This is a genomic window from Amedibacillus sp. YH-ame6 (assembly GCF_053848845.1).
This window is the reverse complement of record NZ_JBSPEZ010000001.1, coordinates 318095-335835: the sequence shown is the minus strand read 5'-3', so window position 1 is coordinate 335835 and position 17741 is coordinate 318095. Positions and strand designations below refer to the sequence as shown.

Sequence of the window (17741 nt, the reverse complement as noted above, 5' to 3'; positions counted from 1 at the left end):
GTTGTAATTTCAAATATCTTGTATTAAAATAGAAAAGGGCTGGGAAGAAAGAGGGAAATACAACATGAATGCAATTATCTTAGCGGCGGGAGTTGGCTTGAGAATGCGCGAAGTGGCTTTACAAGGGCATAAAGCATTTTTACCAATTGGTAGGATTCCAATGATAGAACGATTGATTCTATATTTACACGAAGCACAAATAAGTGATATTACAATAGTTACAGGGCACATGAAGGACTTATTTCTTCCACTTAAAGAGAAGTATAAAGTTAAATTGGTGCATAATAAAAAATACTCCATGAACAATAATTTACATTCATTGGAATTGGTGTTGGACGAAGTTGGAGATACGTTCATCATTCATGGAGATGTTGCGATTTTTAAAAATGTATTCAAACAAAAAGATAATAATTCGTTTTTCTATACAATATTGAAAGAATCACGTGGGATTCCTTTACTTCATCCGGAAGTGAATAAATCTAGAGTTATAACAAACTTTTACAAGTATGCTGGACCAGAAGCAGTTACTACAATGTTAGGTATTTCCTATTGGACAAAAGAGGACGCTGTTCATTTAAAGGAATATTTCAAAGAAAACATAAGTGAAAAAATCAAAAGATATCACCATCGAGAATGGGAAGAAGAAATACTCAATCTTTCAAAAAAAATACCTATAGAAGCACATCAACTTGATCGAAAGTATGCTAGAGATGTAAATTTAATGCGAGATTATTTTGAAGCTTGTTACATATATGATGAGTTTTGGAAAGAACGATAAAATGCAGAATTAAATTTCTGTATTTTTTTTAGGAATTTTATAACTTTTTCTCGTATATAAATAGTAGGAGGTGATATTGTGCGTTGTTTACGTTGCGGCAATAGCGAACATAGATTTTTTTATAAAGATCAGTCTGTTTGGTATTGTAGAAAATGCATTGGATTTGGAAGGATGAATGTAAATGAGGTTCCCAAACGGACTGTTTATGAAAGAAAGAAGCATAGTTGTACATATGACTTAGACTATGGGTTAACGCCAAAACAACATGTTGCATCGGAAGCAATTTGTTATCATACGTCTCATCATCAGTCCGTATTGGCATACGCAGTTTGTGGCGCTGGCAAAACAGAGATGGTTATGGAGGTGATGAAGAAGTATTTGAACGAAGGGAAAAAGGTCGGGTTTGCGATATCAAGAAGACAAGTTGTTTTGGAAATAAAAGAAAGAATGCAAAAGGCTTTTAAAGGTTTAAATGTCATTGCAGTATGTGAGGGCTACACGGATGTATGTGATGGAGATATCATTGTATGTACGATGCATCAACTCTATCGCTATCATCAAACCTTTGATTTGCTTATTATGGATGAGGTGGATGCTTTTCCATATAGAGGCAATAATATCTTAAAACAAATCGCGATGCATGCCTCAACTGGAGAGATCGTATACCTTACCGCTACACCAGATGAAGAGATGCTAAAAGATGTTGAAGAAGGAAGCTTACAGATGGTGGAATTGTTTCAAAGACCACATGGGTATCCATTGATAGAGCCACGAATACTTACAAGGCCAAAGAGTTTTCAGTTTTTATATCTGGTTAAGTTCTTGTTTAAACAAAGGAAAGAACACATTCAAACGTTAGTGTTTGTACCTACTATCGCTTTAGCACGAAAACTAAGCGTAGCATTAAGACCACTTTTTCGATGTGTTTCATTTACATCGAAGAGTGAGAATAAGGAGGACATTGTACGAGCGTTTCATGAGAAAAAATATGAATGCCTAATTACGACAACCATATTAGAGAGAGGGATTACCATCAAAGGCATTTATATTATTGTACTGCAAGCAGATCATGTGGTTTTTAATGAAGCAAGTCTGACTCAAATTATCGGACGTGTTGGAAGGAATATTGAAATGCCTACTGGTAAAGGTATATTTTTATGCACAAAGAAAACGAACGATATTTTACGATGTGAAAGAGCAATTCAAATGATGAACAGAAGGTGAATGCGTGAAAGAGGAATATTGTAGATTATGTATGGAAGAGATACATAAAAAGATATCTGTTTTCGATTATTTGAAACAAGATCAACTGCTCTGTACAAGTTGTAAAATGCAATTAAAAAGAATCAATCGAAGAACCCATTTAGAAAATATACCTCTTACAATCTTGTATGAGTACAATGATTTTCTAGAAAATATGATTTTCCAATATAAAGAAGGACATGATGTAGCATTACGAGACGTGTTTTTTTATGAAGACATAAAAGTCTTGAACGACAAATATCGACATTACACAATTGTACTTATGCCATCCTCACAAGAGAAATTATGTGAGAGAGGATTTGTGCCTGTAGAGGATATGCTTACGCGATGCAAATTACCTATCATTGAACCTTTTTATAAGAGTGAAAATCATAAACAGTCTCTACAAAGCTTTAAGGATAGGGAACATATCAAGGATGTGATACATAGGAAACCAGGATATAAATTACCAAAGACAAAGTTGTTATTGGTAGATGATGTGTGTACAAGTGGATCTACTTTAAAATATGCATATCAATTGTTGAAGCAGCATACATTTAAAATAGAAGCTCTCGTGCTAAGTGCACATCCTCTTTTTGTCGAATCTTGCGATGGAAAAGGTTTGAAAAGAGATAAGAGATTTTCTATACTTAAAAGGAAAATAAATAAGGAAGGTGAAGTAAAATGAAAGGTAAAGTGAAATGGTTTAACGCAGAGAAGGGATTTGGATTCATATGTGGAGAAGATGGAAAAGATATATTTGTGCATTATTCTCAAATATTAGTGGATGGATACAAATCTTTGGACGAAGGACAAGAAGTTACGTTTGAAATAGTAGAATCCGATAAAGGTCTACAAGCTAGAAATGTAGAAAAGTGTTAAGATCTTGTGCAAAAATTTACAGGATAAATGAAAGAAGTTTACATTTATTGCACAAAAATGTAAGAAAGTTCACGTACGAAAAACAAAGAGAAAAGAAGATGTTAAAATTTCATAAATAAAACATAGATATCGTTGATTTTTAAATATCGGATGTCTATAATTTAGATATGCATGATGTAGCATAGAAAGGTATAGGAGTATCGGAATGCAAGGAAAAGTAAAAATGTTTAACCAAGAGAAGGGGTATGGTTTCATCACATTGGAGGATGGAAAAGACGTATTCTTTCACTACTCACAACTTATGATGGAAGGGTTCAAAACAATCGACAGTGAGGCCGCTGTTGAGTTTGAAGTCGTAGAAACTGAACGAGGATTACAAGCGCATAATATTGTAAAAGCGTAAAAAACATGAAAACAGGCAGGAAGCCTGTTTTTTTTATAGTATCGCTTAGTTTTTTATGATACAATAAACTAGGTTATATTTGAGAAAAATATAAAAAATAATAGTATAAATGGAGGTCACAATGGGCAATTATATTGAACGCTTAATTAGTGGTGAAGCGAAAGCATTAAAACAATTAGGAAAAATCGCAGACGATGTTTTAGCATTGGCTGGACAAATGGAAGCATTGAGTGATGACGCATTAAAAGAAAAAACAGTAGAATTTAGAGAACGTTATGCAAATGGTGAAACCTTAGATAGTATGATGGTGGAAGCGTTTGCGACTTCTAGAGAAGCTGCACGTCGTACAATTGGAGAATATCCATATAAGGTACAGGTAATGGGAGCTGCAGCGATGCATGGAGGCGATATTGCCGAAATGAGAACTGGAGAAGGGAAAACCTTAACATCTACTATGTGTGTATACTTAAATGCATTAGCAGGAAAAGGTGTGCATGTAGTAACTGTAAATGATTACTTGGCAAGTCGAGATGCAGAATGGATGGGGCAAATTTATCGATTCTTAGGACTTAGCGTTGGTGTAAACTCTCGTCCTTTATCACCAGCAGAAAAACGCGCAGCATTTGCATGTGATATTACGTATACAACAAATTCAGAATTAGGATTTGATTACTTAAGAGATAACATGGTTACAGATGTTGAGGATCGTGTTCTTCGTGGGTTGAATGTCGCAATTGTCGATGAGGTCGATTCTATTTTAGTCGATGAGTCTAGAACTCCATTGATTATTTCAGGTGGCGCTAAGAAGACTGCGAACTTATACTTACAAGCGGATGCATTCGCAAAACGTTTAAGTAGTGAAGATTATGAAATTGATGAAAAAACAAAACAAATTATGTTGAGTGAACAAGGCGTTACCAATGCGGAACGTCACTTTAAAATTGACAATCTTTATAACGTAGAACACACACAACTTGTACATCACATTACACAAGCATTAAAAGCAAACTACATCATGAAGAACGAAGTTGAATATGTAGTACAAGATGATGAAGTTGTTATTGTCGATCAGTTTACAGGACGTACAATGCCAGGGCGTGCTTATTCTGATGGATTACATCAAGCAATTGAGGCAAAAGAAGGCGTTTCTATCAAAGAAGAAACATCTACTTTGGCAACGATTACTTACCAGAACTTCTTCCGTCTATATGACAAACTTGCAGGTATGACTGGTACTGCAAAAACAGAAGAAGAAGAATTCTTAGATATTTACAATATGCGTGTTGTGGAAATCCCAACAAACATGCCTGTTGTTCGTGAAGATTACCCAGATGCAATTTTCGCAAATCCTGAATTAAAATTCAATGCATTGGTAGAAGAAGTAAAAGAATTGTATGAAAAAGGACAACCGGTATTGGTTGGTACAATTTCTGTTGAAACCAGTGAATTGGTAGATATGTTACTAGATAAAGAAAAGATTCCACACGAAGTCTTAAATGCGAAAAATCATGCTCGTGAAGCAGAGATCATCGCAAAGGCTGGACGTGTTAAATCCGTTACAATCGCAACAAATATGGCGGGCCGTGGTACCGATATTAAACTTACTGAAGAATCAAGAGCGTTAGGTGGTTTGGCTGTATTGGGTAGTGAACGTCATGAATCTAGACGTATTGACAATCAGCTACGTGGGCGTAGTGGTCGTCAGGGAGATCCAGGTTTCTCAAGATTCTATGTATCTTTACAAGATGAATTGATGATTCGTTTCGGTGGAGATAAGTTCCAAAAACTATTCTCAACTCTTGGAGATGCACAAATCGAATCTAAAATGGTCACAAAATCAATCACGCAAGCACAAAAACGTGTTGAGGGATATAACTATGATGTCCGTAAACAATTGTTAGATTACGATGATGTTTTAAGAAAACAACGTGAAATCATGTATGAACAACGTAACTATGTATTAGAGAATGAAGATGTACATGGGATTGTTCACGATATGATTGATCGTGTAATTCGTGATATTGTGAATGCAAATGTGGATCATGGACGTCATGACAGTGTAAATTACGAATCAGTTATTCAAGGTCTTGAGATGTTAGGGCTTGAAGAACATGATAATGTAACTGTGGATGAAATCAAAGGAAAAGATGCTGTTACTTTGACACAGTACTGTGCAGATAAAATTTTCGCTTTATATGATGAAAAAATCAAAGATATTCGTAATGAATTCAAGCAGTTTGAAAAAACGATTGTATTAAGAAATATGGATCGTAACTGGATTGAACATATCGATATGATGGATAAATTAAGAAACGGTATTCACTTACGTTCCTATGCACAAAACAATCCACTTCAAGCATATATCGAAGAAGGATATGAAATGTTCGAAGAAATGCAAGGAAGAATTGCACGTGAAGTTGTATTCTTTGCATTAAAGGTGCAGGTGGAAAGAAAGGCGAAGTAAATGGAATTATACGAAATAAAACAAGGAGTGAAATCTCACCAAGATAAGCTAACGCAACTTGGTGAGTCACTTTGACTTAGCTGAAAAAAAACATAAGATAGATGAATTAACAAGTCTTTCATTAGAAGAAAACTTCTGGAACAATCCTGAACATGCGCAAAAGATGATACAGCAGTTAAATGGCTTAAAAGATATCGTTGATAGTTATGAAACACTAGAAAATGCATTGTCAGGACTAGAGGAAACTCATGATATTTTAAAAGATGAATATGATGAAGACTTATTTGAACTTATGGAACTAGATTATAAAGAAATGGAAGAACAATTTGAAAGTTTTGAACTTAAAATGTTGTTGTCTCATGAATATGATCATTCCAATGCGATTTTAGAATTACATCCAGGCGCTGGTGGAACAGAATCTTGTGATTGGGCTGAAATGTTATATCGCATGTATTCACGTTGGGCTGAAAAAAAGGGATACAAAATCAGTGTGCTTGATTATTTAGCAGGAGATGTTGCGGGTATTAAATCTATTACGTTCTTAGTTGAAGGTGATATGGCGTATGGATACTTGAAAGCTGAAAAGGGTGTTCATAGATTAGTTCGAATTTCTCCATTTGATTCTGGTGGAAGACGACATACATCATTTGCGTCTTTAGATGTTATGCCTCAGTTCAACGATGAGATTGATATTGATATCAAACCTGAGGATATAATCGTGGAAACCAAGCGTGCCAGTGGTGCAGGTGGTCAACATGTCAATAAAACAGATTCTGCAGTTCGTATGGTTCATAAACCTACTGGATTGGTGTCAACGTGTCAAAATGGACGTTCACAACATGAAAATAGAGAAGAAGCACTTCGTATTTTGAAGAGTCGCTTATATCAAGTAATGATTGAAGAACAAGAAGCAAAACTTGCGGAAATCAAGGGTGAAGTAAAAGCGAATGAATGGGGATCGCAGATACGTTCCTATGTGTTCCATCCTTATTCTATGGTAAAGGATCATCGTACAAATTATGAAACCAGTGACACACAAGGTGTTATGGATGGAAATTTAGATAATTTTGTATTTGCGTATTTAAAAACTTTAATTTAATATTGTTAGAAGCAAGACTACTAATATTGTTGTTTTGCTTCTTTTATATTGCAGAGGACATAGATTGTGTTTCTTAAGAAATTATTACAATCGCCGAGAATACACATATACATTTTGAATTTATCACAAAAAGTGTTATAATTTTAACGAAATTTAAAAAAGCGAGGAAATGATTTCTATGAAAAAAATGTTTAAAGAACTAAGATTCTATTTTATAAGTATTTATGCGATTTTAAATATATTGGTAATTGCTCAAATGATTATTGCTAAAATGATTCCGATGAAATACATCGCAGTAGTTTCTATCGTTTTGGTTATCATTTTCCTTTGCATGTACTTTATCCAATATGGAAAACGTACAAACAAGGTAAATAAAATTCTAGGCAAAATTTTAATCATTTTATTATCTGCACTATTAGGGGTTGGTAATTTATATTTATTCAAAACATATTCAACGTTTAATAAAATTGCAGGAGAAGATACTGAAAAAATACAGGTTTCCATTGTTGTGATGAAGTCTAGCGGATATGAAAAAATCAATGATTTAGAAGGCAAATCATTTGGTATGGTTTCAATCGGTGATAGTAAGTATGCTGATCAGACCTTAGCAAAAGTAGAGACTGATTTAGGAACAAGTGCAATAACACAAGCATATAATGGTTTTGATGTGTTCGCTGAAGGGTTATATAGTGGAGAAGTTGATGCGATTATACTGAATGAAGGTTACCGTGGTATGTTCGAAGATAATCATCCATCATTTGAAGAAGATACAAAGATTATCAAAACATACACGTATGAAGAGAAAGCAAAAGATACTAGTAAAGCTGTAGATGTTACGGAAGAGCCTTTCCTTGTGTATATAACAGGAATCGATACATATGGTTCAATATCAACAGTATCTCGTACGGATGTAAATAAAATAATGGCTGTAAATCCACAATCGAAACAAATACTGTTAATAGATATTCCTCGTGATTATTATGTGCCTCAAACATGTCAAGGTAATCAAAAAGATAAATTAACGCATACTGGAATATTTGGTGTGAGTTGTACAGTTGACTCGGTTTCCAATTTCTTCGGTGAAGATATTAACTACTATGCAAGAGTAAACTTTTCAAGTCTAGTTGATATCGTTGACGCTTTAGGGGGGATCACTGTAAATTCAGATTACGCATTCACTGGAGTAGGATATAATTTTGTCGCAGGCGTTAATGGTTTGAATGGAGATCAAGCATTGGCATTTTCGAGAGAGCGATACTCCTTGCCTGGTGGAGATAATGAGAGAATTAAAAATCAAACGCGTGTATTGACTGGCATTATTAATAAAGCCACATCACCTTCTATAATTGGGAATTATATGGGGCTGATGGGCGCGGTAGGTGGAACTTTCCAAACAAATATGAGCGATAGTGATATATCTTCACTTGTAAATATGCAATTGTCAGATATGAGTGGATGGAATATAACGGATTATGCTGTTGGAGGTACCGGAGGAACAGATTGGACACCAGCAAATGGATTCAATGCCTATGTAATGTATCCTGACACAAATACTGTTACAAAAGCAAAGCAATTGATTGCTCAATTGAAAAATGGTGAAGTACCAACTGTAACTGAGTAATTCATTTTAGAAAGTTAAATTCAAATCAACCAAGGGATCTTGGTTGATTTTCTTTTATGTAGTCGCTTATATGAATGTGTTATATTTCGTATATTTTTATGATATTTAAATCTCTTTGTGCTATAATCATGCATGGAATACGAAGGTGACAATATGAAGCTAAATCTTAAAGAAAATATCACAGAAATCATCACAATCATTATAGGGAATTTAGTCATTGCGGCAGGAGTATCATTTTTTGTCCTTCCTCTGAATATCTTGTCAGGAGGAGTCGCAGGAATTTCCATTGCGTTAAAACCTATTTTCCATTTGGAACCTACCATAGTAATTAATGTGTTAACCATAGGTTTGTATATTGCTGGTGCGATCTTTCTTGGAAAACGATTTGCCTTAAAAACCGTTGTCTCTACGATTGTTTATCCACTCTTTATTACAATATTGAGTGCATATTCTCATAATGTACACATTACAGATAATGTTTTACTTGCTTCTATTTATGCTGGAGTTTGTGTTGGAGTAGGAATAGGGATGGTATATCGAGTTGGGGGAAGTACTGGAGGTATGGATATTCCTCCACTCATCATCAATAAATATACAAAGATTCCTTTACCAAAACTTGTTGTTTGTATTGATGGGGCCACTGTTCTATTAGGGGCATTAACCTATGGTGTAGAAGCGTCCATGATTGGGTTAGTATCGGTATGGGTATGTGGTCAGGTGATTGATAAAGTCATTATGATTGGTGCTCACGAAGCTAAGAATGTTATGATCATATCAGAGAAACATGAAGAACTTATGCAAGTTATTTATCAAAATATTGACCGTGGGGCAACCATCCTTCATGCACAAGGCGGTTATACTAGAGAAGAAAAACCAGTCATCATGATGGTTCTTGTGAAAAGACAATATGCAGAATTGAATCGTATTATTTCCAACGTCGATCCAGAAGCATTTGTGATTGTAAGTGATGTGAACGAAGTGCATGGAGAAGGCTTCACATATCTACAACAATTGTAACTATTTTGTAAACGAATTGTAAGAATTTACTAGCCTTATTTCATGTGAATAAGGCTTTTTTTATGATATAATTAGAGCCATGAGGAGTGATGATATGATTCTATTAGAAAATGTATCGAAATCCTATAAAAACGGAGTACACGCTTTACGTGATATCAATTTAGAAATCAAGGATGGCGAGTTTGTATATGTCATAGGACCAACAGGTTGTGGTAAGTCCACGCTTATCAAACTTTTGGATGGAGAAGAAATTCCTGACAAAGGAAGAGTTATCGTAGAGAATACAAATGTCGGGAAATTGAGTCATTCTAAAGTACCATTTTATCGCAGAAATTTAGGTGTTGTATTTCAGGATTTTCGTTTATTACCGAGTATGACTGTGTTTGAGAATATCGCCTATGCTATGGAAGTACTTGCAATCGATAAAATGACCATTCGAAAACGTGTAAGAGAAGTATTAGAATTGGTATCTCTTCAAGATAAAGCAAAAGCTTTTCCAAGAGAGTTATCAGGAGGACAGCAACAAAGAGCAACTATTGGTCGTGCCATTGCTAATCATCCAAAAGTTTTGATTGCGGATGAACCAACAGGGAATCTAGATCCAGAGAAATCCAAAGAAATTATTGCGTTACTTGAAAAGATAAATGAAGTAGAAAATACTACAATACTTATGGTAACTCATGATTCTTCTTTAGTGAACCAATTTAAAAAGAGAACCATTGCTTTAGAGGATGGATTCATCGTTGCAGATATGATGAAAGGCGGTTATATCAAGCATGATTAAGTTTTTAGAAAGTATGCCAAAACATTTTTTATCTGCAGTTAAAAGTATAACAAGACATTTATCTATGTCTTTATCATCTGCTTCTGCGGTCGCAGTGACTTTAACATTAATGTCTTTATTTTTTGTTGTTGCTGAAAATGTAAATGGATTCACGAAAAATGTAGAAGAAGACTTGAAAATACATGCGACTATCGATAATATGAAATCGCAAGATGATATCGGAAAAATTGAGAAAGAAATAAAGGCCATCTCTGAAATAAAGAGTGTTGAATATTCTTCTAAGGAAGAGGAATTAAATATCCTCATTAAAGAAAACGGAGAAGTGTTTCAACGTTATGAAGAACATAATCCAATGAACAATGCTTTCATTGTAGAAGTGAAACAAGCAAAGGATATCAATACAGTAACGAAGAAATTGAACAAAATAGATGGAATACAAAAAGCCCAATATGGTGGAGATGACATAAAAAATATGGTCAACACTTTTGCGTCCTTACGATATGGTGGAGCAATCTTCTTGATAGGACTTGGCTTTATAGCGATATTTCTGATATCTAATACTATTAAGATGACGATTTATACAAGACATACAGAAATATCTATTATGCGTAGTGTTGGAGCAACAAACTGGTATATAAAAACCCCATTCATGATTGAAGGAATGTTTATAGGGATCCTTGGTGCCTTAGTACCGATTCTTATCACTGCAATTGGTTATACAGTTTTATATCGATCATTAGATGGAGTATTCTTATCCTCCATGTTTGTATTGCAAAAGCCATTCCCTTTTGCATTTGTCATATGTTTAGCACTGTTTGTCGCAGGTGCGCTCGTTGGAATTATAGGTAGCTTTCATGCTGTTAATAAATACTTGAGGTGGAGTCGATGAAAAAAATAAAAAAGATAACTATGATCCTTCTTCTAGCAACTTTTACGTTGGTTCCTACATCTCCTGTTTATGCGGAGGATTTTGAAGGAAATGAAGATTATTGGAACAATAAGTGTAAGGTTGCACAAGACACAGCAGAAGAAAAGAATCAGTGCGAAGCATTTCGTCAATATTACATACAAAAACGAGAGTCATTAAGCAATGATTTAGCTTCTATATCTGATCAAGTGAAAAGTCTTCAAACAAATATCGAAAATGCATCGAAAGTTGTTAAAGATTTGAATTCTACACTAGATTTTTATACAAAAAGTATTGAAGTAAATGATGCAAATATACGAACGATATCCGCACAAATCGAAGAACTAAAAGTAAATATAGCTGGAAAAGAAAAAGAAATAGATGTTCGTTACAACCGGATAAAAGATCGTATGATTAGTGAACAATCACAGTTAGGAACAAATGTGAACGTAGAAATCATCATGGGATCTGATGATCTAGTGGATATGATTCGTAAAGTTGACGGATTACAAAAAATAACAGAAAGTGATAAAGAAGAAATTAACACCTTTCAAAAAGAAAAAGAAAAGTTAGATCTTGATAAAGGCGAACAAGAACGCCTTAAATCGGAAGTCGAAATTAAAAGAGAAGAGAATGTTCAAAATAAAGAAATCGTTGAAACATTAAAAACGGAGCAGCTAAACTTGATTGCAACATATCAAAAACAAGAAGCAGCATTGGCTGAAAAAATGCGTTCAGTACAAGTAGATATCAATTCGATTAGAAATAATATTATTTCCATTACAAATCCTGGTGATTTGGATTTTAGCGGAAACACTGGATTAGCAATGCCCGTGCAAGGTGGATACATTTCAGCTGGAACTTGGTATTATCCAGGTGGTGGAGCTCACTTGGGAATGGATAAAGCAGTTCCTATAGGAACCCCAGTGATTGCACCTTCAGATGGGATTATACTTTATGCGAGTGCCCCAGTTAGTTCTAATGGAGGATACCTTGGAAATTGGTCTGGTTATCCACAAGGTGGTGGAAACACTATGCAACTGTTAACACAAGCAAATGGAATTACATATGCGATTTCCTTCTTCCATCTATCACAAGGTGGCATGCTATCAGCAGGAACAAGAGTAAGCGTTGGTCAACAGATTGCCCTTACTGGAAATAGTGGAAACTCTTCTGGAGCACACTGTCATATCGAAGTTATCAATCTAGGAAATATGAGCCTTACTGATGCAATTGCAAGATTTCAAAGAACTGCAGATTTTGCATGGGGAAATGGTTGGGGATCAGGCGCAGTGAATAATGTTTGTAATATTAAAGGTGCGCCTTGTAGAATGCGTCCTGAAGAAGTATTTTAATAAATAACTTGTAAAGCAAGAGTAGGAGTGATCATATGATTCTTTTAGAGAATGTATCAAAGGAATATAAGAACGGTGTTCATGCGTTAAGAGATATAAATCTAGCAATTGATAATGGTGAATTTGTCTATATCATTGGACCTACTGGTTCAGGAAAATCAACACTTATCAAACTTTTGGATGGGGAAGAAATTCCTAATCAAGGGACTGTGATGGTTGAAAATATCAACGTTGGTGAATTAAAACATTCTAAAGTTCCTGTATATCGAAGAAATATTGGAGTAGTATTTCAGGACTTTCGACTACTACCAAGACTTACGATTTTTGAGAATATCGCATTTGCATTAGAAGTTATTGGGATGAATAAAGTAGATATTCGACGAAGAGTAAGAGAAGTGTTAGAACTTGTATCTTTAGAAGACAAAGCCAAAGCATTCCCAAATGAACTTTCTGGTGGGCAACAACAACGTGCGACCATCGGTAGAGCTATCGCCAATCATCCAAAAGTCTTAATTGCGGATGAACCAACAGGGAATTTAGATCCAGATAAATCTGCTGAAATTATGGACCTTTTAGAGAAAATTAATGAAGTTGAAGGAACTACGATTGTTATGGTTACCCATGATTCAACAATTGTAGATCGATTTAAAAAACGTACTATTTGCCTTGATGAAGGATACATTGTTGCGGATATTATGAAAGGGGGCTATCTGAAACATGATTAGTTTCTTCAAAGCCTTTCCTAAACATATTAAGACAGCATTTCTTAGCATTGCTAGACATCTAGCTATGTCCTTATCTGCATCAAGTGCAGTGACTATAACGCTTGTTTTATTTTCTGCATTCTTGATTGTTGCTGGAAACGTTTCTCTATTTACAAATTCTATTGAAAATGATCTTAGAATACATGTAGTATTAAATGGTGATGTTACTGAAAAAAATGATCTTAATCAAGTGAAAGATGAACTTGAATCTATCTCTGGTGTAAAGCGCGCAACTTTTTCAAGTAAAGCCGATGAGCTTGAGTTATTTATCAAAGAAAGAGGCGAAGAGTTTGCGATGTTTAAAGGGGATGAAAACCCTCTAAGCAACGCATACTTTGTTTCCGTTAAAGATGCGGATAAAATAGCTTCTATTACAGATAAAATCAAGGAGTTACCAAGTGTGTATTCTGCTGTATATGGTGGAAACTCCGTATCGAAGATGATTTCTATTTTAAATATCGTACGTACGGGAGGCTTGGTATTTGTAGTATTATTATCCTTATTAGCAATATTCTTGATATCCAATTCTATTAAAATGACGATTTATGCACGTAATAAAGAAATTGCAATTATGCGAAATGTAGGCGCAACAAATGGTTATATTAAAGTTCCTTTTATGATTGAAGGGATGCTGATTGGATTTATTGGTTCTATCCTACCATGTATCTTTACCTACTTTGGCTATTCCTATTTATTTAAAGCAGTAAGTGGACAACTTATGATTGGAATGTTTACCATGCAGCCAGTTTATCCATTTGCACTTCAAATCTGTGGAATTATTACTATTGCAGGAATGTTAGTAGGTCTTATAGGAAGTTTCTTGTCAACGACAAAATATTTACGATGGAAAAGATAGCGATCTTAAGTGATCGCTTTTTCTATAATTGGGGAATAATATATGCGAAACTCTTATATATTTAAACAAAATATGGTATTATAAGAGGTAGATTTTATAACGATATGAGGTGAGCAATATATGGCTGAAAAGAATGTCAAACGCTATAAATTGGTGAAGCATAAATGGCCGGATGAAATTAAGGCTCAAAGAGATCGCAGGATCAAAATAATTGCGATTGTTTTCTTCTGTATTGCATGTTTTTGTGCAGGTTTTCTTGTAAACAATTTTACTTCAACAAAAGTTGTGAGTGAAGATCAAACTTTTGCGAAACTTAGTACAGTATACGAAATTATGAAGGATAAGTTTTACTTTGGTGTAGATAAAAAAGACTTTGAAGAGACGCTTATCGATGGAGCTATCTCTGGAATGGTGAATGCTGGTGGTGATTCGCATACATCTTACATGACACCAAAAACGGCAAAGGATTTTACTAGTTCTATGTCAGGAAGCTATGTCGGTATTGGAATTCAATATTATGAAGTAGGTTCTAATACTTTCTTAGTAGATAAAGTATTTAAGAACTCACCTGCTGAAGAAGCAGGAATTGTAGCTGGCGATATCATATATGCAGTAAATGGTACGCTCTGTGAGAATATGGATTCGGATGAAGTGAAAGAAATGATTTCAGGTAAATCTGGAACGAAAGTAAAGGTTGAAATCATTCACAATAATGAACATGTTATGAAAGAAGTAGAAAGACGTGAAGTTTCTAAAACAGTGACTAGCTCTCTACAAGGAGATGTAGCAATCATTGAACTTAGCACGTTTGCAGATACCAGTGGAGATGAATTTGGAAATCATTTAAAGGATCTATCCAAGAAAGCAAAGAGCCTTGTGATTGACCTTAGAAATAATGGTGGTGGATATTTGACAGCTGCTCAACAAATCGCTAGTTACTTATTACCTGAGAATAGTGTTGTATTTAAAGAAAAACAACGCAATGGAGATATTGATGAATATAAGGTATTAGAAGATACAAAACGTTATGCTTTTGAACAAATCATCGTTCTTGTTAATGAAGATACAGCAAGTGCATCCGAAGTTCTAGCGATGGCTTTGAAAGAAAATTTAAATGCGAAAGTTGTAGGAACTAAAACTTATGGAAAAGGAACTATTCAAGTTCCAATGCCATTTAAGGATTCTTCTCAATTGAAATATACAACAGCGAAATGGTTGAGTCCTAATGAGAAGAGTGTGGATAAAAAAGGAATTACGCCAGATGTTGAAGTGAATCTAGATCCTGCAATCACAACATCTTCACCTGTTCTAGAAAAAGATGAAGTTTTCAAAGCTGATACTGTAAATATTGCGGCAAAGAGTGTACAAACATATCTAAAATTTTTAGGATACACAGTAGATCGAACAGATGAATACTTCTCACCAGCCTCTAGTAACGCTTTAAAAGCTTTCCAAAAAGATAATGGTTTAGAAGTAACTGGTGAAATTAATGAAAAAGTGATTTCTACTCTAATTTCTCAGGCTAGCTTAAAATGGCATTCCGACGCATCTTATGATACACAACTTGCAAAGGCGGTGGAGTTAGCAAATGGAAAATAAACTATTTGACTTAGTTTCTGAATATCAACCACAAGGTGATCAGCCAAAGGCTATTAAAGAACTTGTGGAAGGTATTCACAGTGGGAAAAAACAACAAGTCTTACTTGGTGCTACAGGTACTGGTAAGACTTTTACCATATCTAATGTAATACAACAAGTAAACAAACCAACTCTAGTATTTGTACATAATAAAACACTAGCAGGTCAGTTGTACTCAGAATTCAAAGAATTCTTCCCTAACAATCGTGTAGAATACTTCGTTTCAAACTTTGATTACTACCAACCAGAAGCTTATATTCCAAGTACAGACTTATATATCGATAAAAACGCAACGACCAATATGGAATTAGACATGCTTCGAATGGCTGCCGTCAATTCCATCCTTGAAAGAAGAGATACGATCATTGTAGCTTCTGTAGCATGTATATATGGTGCTAGTAATCCAGAGCAATATCGTGAAATGTTTTTCTCTATAAGAGTTGGAGATATTATTGATCGTAAAGAATTAATGGGAAAATTAGTGTCACGTCAGTATACAAGAAATGATATGGATTTAGCTCGTGGTACCTTCCGTGTTCGTGGAGATACCATTGAAGTAGCACTTGGACACACCGATGCATATATTTTACGAATTGAAATGTTTGATGATGAAATCGAACGAATCTGCGAAGTAGATCCGTTAACAGGTAAAATCTTAAATGCGTATACAGTTTATGTAATGTATCCGGCAAGTGGCTATGCAACAAAACAAGAAATCATTAACCGTGCCGCAAATACTATTGGAGTAGAATTAGAAGAAAGACTAGCAACCTTTGAAGAAGAAGGCAAACTACTAGAAAAACAACGTCTTGAACAAAGAACACGTTATGATATGGAAGCATTACGAGAATTTGGAGTATGTCCAGGGATTGAAAATTACTCTCGTCATATTGATGGACGTGCGCCTGGTGTTCGTCCCTATACATTACTGGATTACTTTCCAGATGATTTCTTATTAGTAGTAGATGAATCTCATGTATCCTTACCGCAAGTACGAGGTATGTACAACGGAGATAGGGCACGTAAAGAAACTTTAGTAAATTATGGATTCCGTTTACCAAGTGCTTTAGACAATCGTCCTTTACGATTTGAAGAGTTTGAAACTTTAATTCGTCAAGCTATCTTTGTATCTGCGACTCCTGGTGATTACGAACTAACACAAACCAATGGAGAAATCGTAGAACAGATTATACGTCCTACAGGCTTATTAGACCCTGTTGTAGAAGTACGTCCTACACAAGGACAAATTGATGATATCGTAGATGAAATACAAAAACGCATAGAGCAAAACGAACGTGTCTTAATCACCACTCTAACGGTTCGTATGGCAGAAGATTTAACATCCTATTTAAAAGGAATGGATTTCAAGGTGGCATGGTTACACCATGAAGTTAAAACGATAGAACGTACGGAAATTATACGTGATTTAAGAAAAGGAAAATACGATGTATTAATAGGAATCAACTTGTTAAGAGAAGGGTTGGACATTCCTGAAGTTTCCCTGATTACAATATTAGATGCGGATAAAGAAGGGTTCTTAAGAAGTGAACGTTCCTTGATTCAGATTATAGGACGTGCTGCACGTAATGCGCATGGTAAAGTTATCATGTACGCAGATAAAATGACAGACTCTATGAAAAAAGCATTAAGTGAAACGACACGACGTAGAGAAATTCAAATTGCATATAATGAAGAACATGGCATCACCCCAAAAACAATTATTAAGCCAATTCATGAAGTTGTTCGTAGTAAAGAAACACAAGAAATGACTGCGAAATATATGAATAAGAAAGCAAATGTTAGTAAGAAGGATAAAGAGAAACTGATTACAAGTTTACAGAAAGAGATGAAAGAAGCCGCAAAAGTATTAGACTTTGAACGTGCGGCAGAACTTCGTGATATCTTAATTGAATTACAGAGTTCATAAGGAG

Annotated in this window: 16 protein-coding genes; all 16 read left to right on the top strand. The window is 34.9% G+C overall.

The features are described 5' to 3' along the window. Positions 1 to 64: 64 nt before the first annotated feature. The 16 genes from ACWG0P_RS01585 (at position 65) to uvrB (ending at position 17737) form a co-directional block, all read left to right on the top strand. Positions 65 to 778: an NTP transferase domain-containing protein gene (locus ACWG0P_RS01585; RefSeq protein WP_455800173.1), complete on the top strand. Its 714-nt coding sequence runs from the start codon at positions 65 to 67 to the stop codon at positions 776 to 778. Between the two features lie 78 nt (positions 779 to 856). Next, complete coding sequence (locus ACWG0P_RS01580; RefSeq protein ID WP_455800172.1) at positions 857 to 2002, top strand: DEAD/DEAH box helicase family protein; 1146 nt, start codon at positions 857 to 859, stop codon at positions 2000 to 2002. 31 nt (positions 2003 to 2033) lie between these two features. Beyond that, positions 2034 to 2708 carry a ComF family protein gene (locus ACWG0P_RS01575; protein WP_455800171.1) on the top strand — a complete coding sequence of 225 codons (675 nt, stop codon included), beginning with the start codon at positions 2034 to 2036 and terminating at the stop codon, positions 2706 to 2708. Beyond that, complete coding sequence (locus ACWG0P_RS01570) at positions 2705 to 2902, top strand: cold-shock protein (RefSeq protein WP_455791749.1); 198 nt, start codon at positions 2705 to 2707, stop codon at positions 2900 to 2902. Before ACWG0P_RS01575 ends, ACWG0P_RS01570 begins: the two co-directional genes overlap by 4 nt. Positions 2903 to 3107: 205 nt before the next feature. Further along, positions 3108 to 3305, top strand: a complete 198-nt coding sequence (locus ACWG0P_RS01565; protein WP_455791751.1) for a cold-shock protein — start codon at positions 3108 to 3110, stop codon at positions 3303 to 3305. Positions 3306 to 3426: 121 nt separating this feature from the next. Further along, positions 3427 to 5769, top strand: a complete 2343-nt coding sequence (secA, locus tag ACWG0P_RS01560) for a preprotein translocase subunit SecA (protein WP_455800170.1) — start codon at positions 3427 to 3429, stop codon at positions 5767 to 5769. Next, positions 5770 to 6868, top strand: a protein-coding gene (prfB, locus tag ACWG0P_RS01555) for a peptide chain release factor 2 (RefSeq protein ID WP_455800169.1) whose coding sequence is annotated in 2 segments (ribosomal slippage) — positions 5770 to 5841 and positions 5843 to 6868 — 1098 coding nt in all. Because the reading frame shifts where the segments join, the coding sequence is not laid out codon by codon here. It abuts the gene before it with no gap. Between the two features lie 178 nt (positions 6869 to 7046). Beyond that, positions 7047 to 8489 carry an LCP family protein gene (locus ACWG0P_RS01550; RefSeq protein ID WP_455800168.1) on the top strand — a complete coding sequence of 481 codons (1443 nt, stop codon included), beginning with the start codon at positions 7047 to 7049 and terminating at the stop codon, positions 8487 to 8489. 153 nt (positions 8490 to 8642) lie between these two features. After that, a complete protein-coding gene (locus ACWG0P_RS01545; protein WP_455800167.1) occupies positions 8643 to 9506 on the top strand; it encodes a YitT family protein in 864 nt (287 codons plus the stop codon). A gap of 94 nt (positions 9507 to 9600) precedes the next feature. Then, the gene (ftsE, locus tag ACWG0P_RS01540) at positions 9601 to 10290 is read left to right on the top strand and encodes a cell division ATP-binding protein FtsE (RefSeq protein ID WP_455800166.1); all 690 of its coding nucleotides are present in this window, start codon (positions 9601 to 9603) and stop codon (positions 10288 to 10290) included. Continuing rightward, complete coding sequence (ftsX, locus tag ACWG0P_RS01535) at positions 10283 to 11179, top strand: permease-like cell division protein FtsX (RefSeq protein WP_455800165.1); 897 nt, start codon at positions 10283 to 10285, stop codon at positions 11177 to 11179. Before ftsE (ACWG0P_RS01540) ends, ftsX (ACWG0P_RS01535) begins: the two co-directional genes overlap by 8 nt. Then, on the top strand, positions 11176 to 12552 hold the full coding sequence (locus ACWG0P_RS01530) for a murein hydrolase activator EnvC family protein (protein WP_455800164.1): 1377 nt from the start codon (positions 11176 to 11178) through the stop codon (positions 12550 to 12552). Before ftsX (ACWG0P_RS01535) ends, ACWG0P_RS01530 begins: the two co-directional genes overlap by 4 nt. A 35-nt stretch (positions 12553 to 12587) precedes the next feature. After that, positions 12588 to 13277 (top strand): cell division ATP-binding protein FtsE, encoded by a 690-nt coding sequence (gene ftsE / locus ACWG0P_RS01525; protein WP_455800163.1) that lies wholly within the window; start codon positions 12588 to 12590, stop codon positions 13275 to 13277. Beyond that, the gene (gene ftsX / locus ACWG0P_RS01520; protein ID WP_455800162.1) at positions 13270 to 14172 is read left to right on the top strand and encodes a permease-like cell division protein FtsX; all 903 of its coding nucleotides are present in this window, start codon (positions 13270 to 13272) and stop codon (positions 14170 to 14172) included. Before ftsE (ACWG0P_RS01525) ends, ftsX (ACWG0P_RS01520) begins: the two co-directional genes overlap by 8 nt. 120 nt (positions 14173 to 14292) lie before the next feature. Beyond that, positions 14293 to 15771 (top strand): S41 family peptidase, encoded by a 1479-nt coding sequence (locus ACWG0P_RS01515; RefSeq protein WP_455800161.1) that lies wholly within the window; start codon positions 14293 to 14295, stop codon positions 15769 to 15771. Continuing rightward, positions 15761 to 17737: an excinuclease ABC subunit UvrB gene (uvrB, locus tag ACWG0P_RS01510; RefSeq protein ID WP_455791766.1), complete on the top strand. Its 1977-nt coding sequence runs from the start codon at positions 15761 to 15763 to the stop codon at positions 17735 to 17737. Before ACWG0P_RS01515 ends, uvrB begins: the two co-directional genes overlap by 11 nt. Positions 17738 to 17741: the final 4 nt, after the last annotated feature.

Coding starts and splice junctions, on each gene's coding strand:
- ftsX (WP_455800162.1), top strand. CDS start 13,270: ATGATTAGTTTCTTCAAAGCCTTTCCTAAACATATTAAGACAGCATTT.
- ACWG0P_RS01565 (WP_455791751.1), top strand. CDS start 3,108: ATGCAAGGAAAAGTAAAAATGTTTAACCAAGAGAAGGGGTATGGTTTC.
- ACWG0P_RS01550 (WP_455800168.1), top strand. CDS start 7,047: ATGAAAAAAATGTTTAAAGAACTAAGATTCTATTTTATAAGTATTTAT.
- ACWG0P_RS01545 (WP_455800167.1), top strand. CDS start 8,643: ATGAAGCTAAATCTTAAAGAAAATATCACAGAAATCATCACAATCATT.
- ftsE (WP_455800166.1), top strand. CDS start 9,601: ATGATTCTATTAGAAAATGTATCGAAATCCTATAAAAACGGAGTACAC.
- ACWG0P_RS01515 (WP_455800161.1), top strand. CDS start 14,293: ATGGCTGAAAAGAATGTCAAACGCTATAAATTGGTGAAGCATAAATGG.
- ftsX (WP_455800165.1), top strand. CDS start 10,283: ATGATTAAGTTTTTAGAAAGTATGCCAAAACATTTTTTATCTGCAGTT.
- uvrB (WP_455791766.1), top strand. CDS start 15,761: ATGGAAAATAAACTATTTGACTTAGTTTCTGAATATCAACCACAAGGT.
- ACWG0P_RS01570 (WP_455791749.1), top strand. CDS start 2,705: ATGAAAGGTAAAGTGAAATGGTTTAACGCAGAGAAGGGATTTGGATTC.
- ACWG0P_RS01585 (WP_455800173.1), top strand. CDS start 65: ATGAATGCAATTATCTTAGCGGCGGGAGTTGGCTTGAGAATGCGCGAA.
- secA (WP_455800170.1), top strand. CDS start 3,427: ATGGGCAATTATATTGAACGCTTAATTAGTGGTGAAGCGAAAGCATTA.
- ftsE (WP_455800163.1), top strand. CDS start 12,588: ATGATTCTTTTAGAGAATGTATCAAAGGAATATAAGAACGGTGTTCAT.
- ACWG0P_RS01530 (WP_455800164.1), top strand. CDS start 11,176: ATGAAAAAAATAAAAAAGATAACTATGATCCTTCTTCTAGCAACTTTT.
- ACWG0P_RS01575 (WP_455800171.1), top strand. CDS start 2,034: ATGGAAGAGATACATAAAAAGATATCTGTTTTCGATTATTTGAAACAA.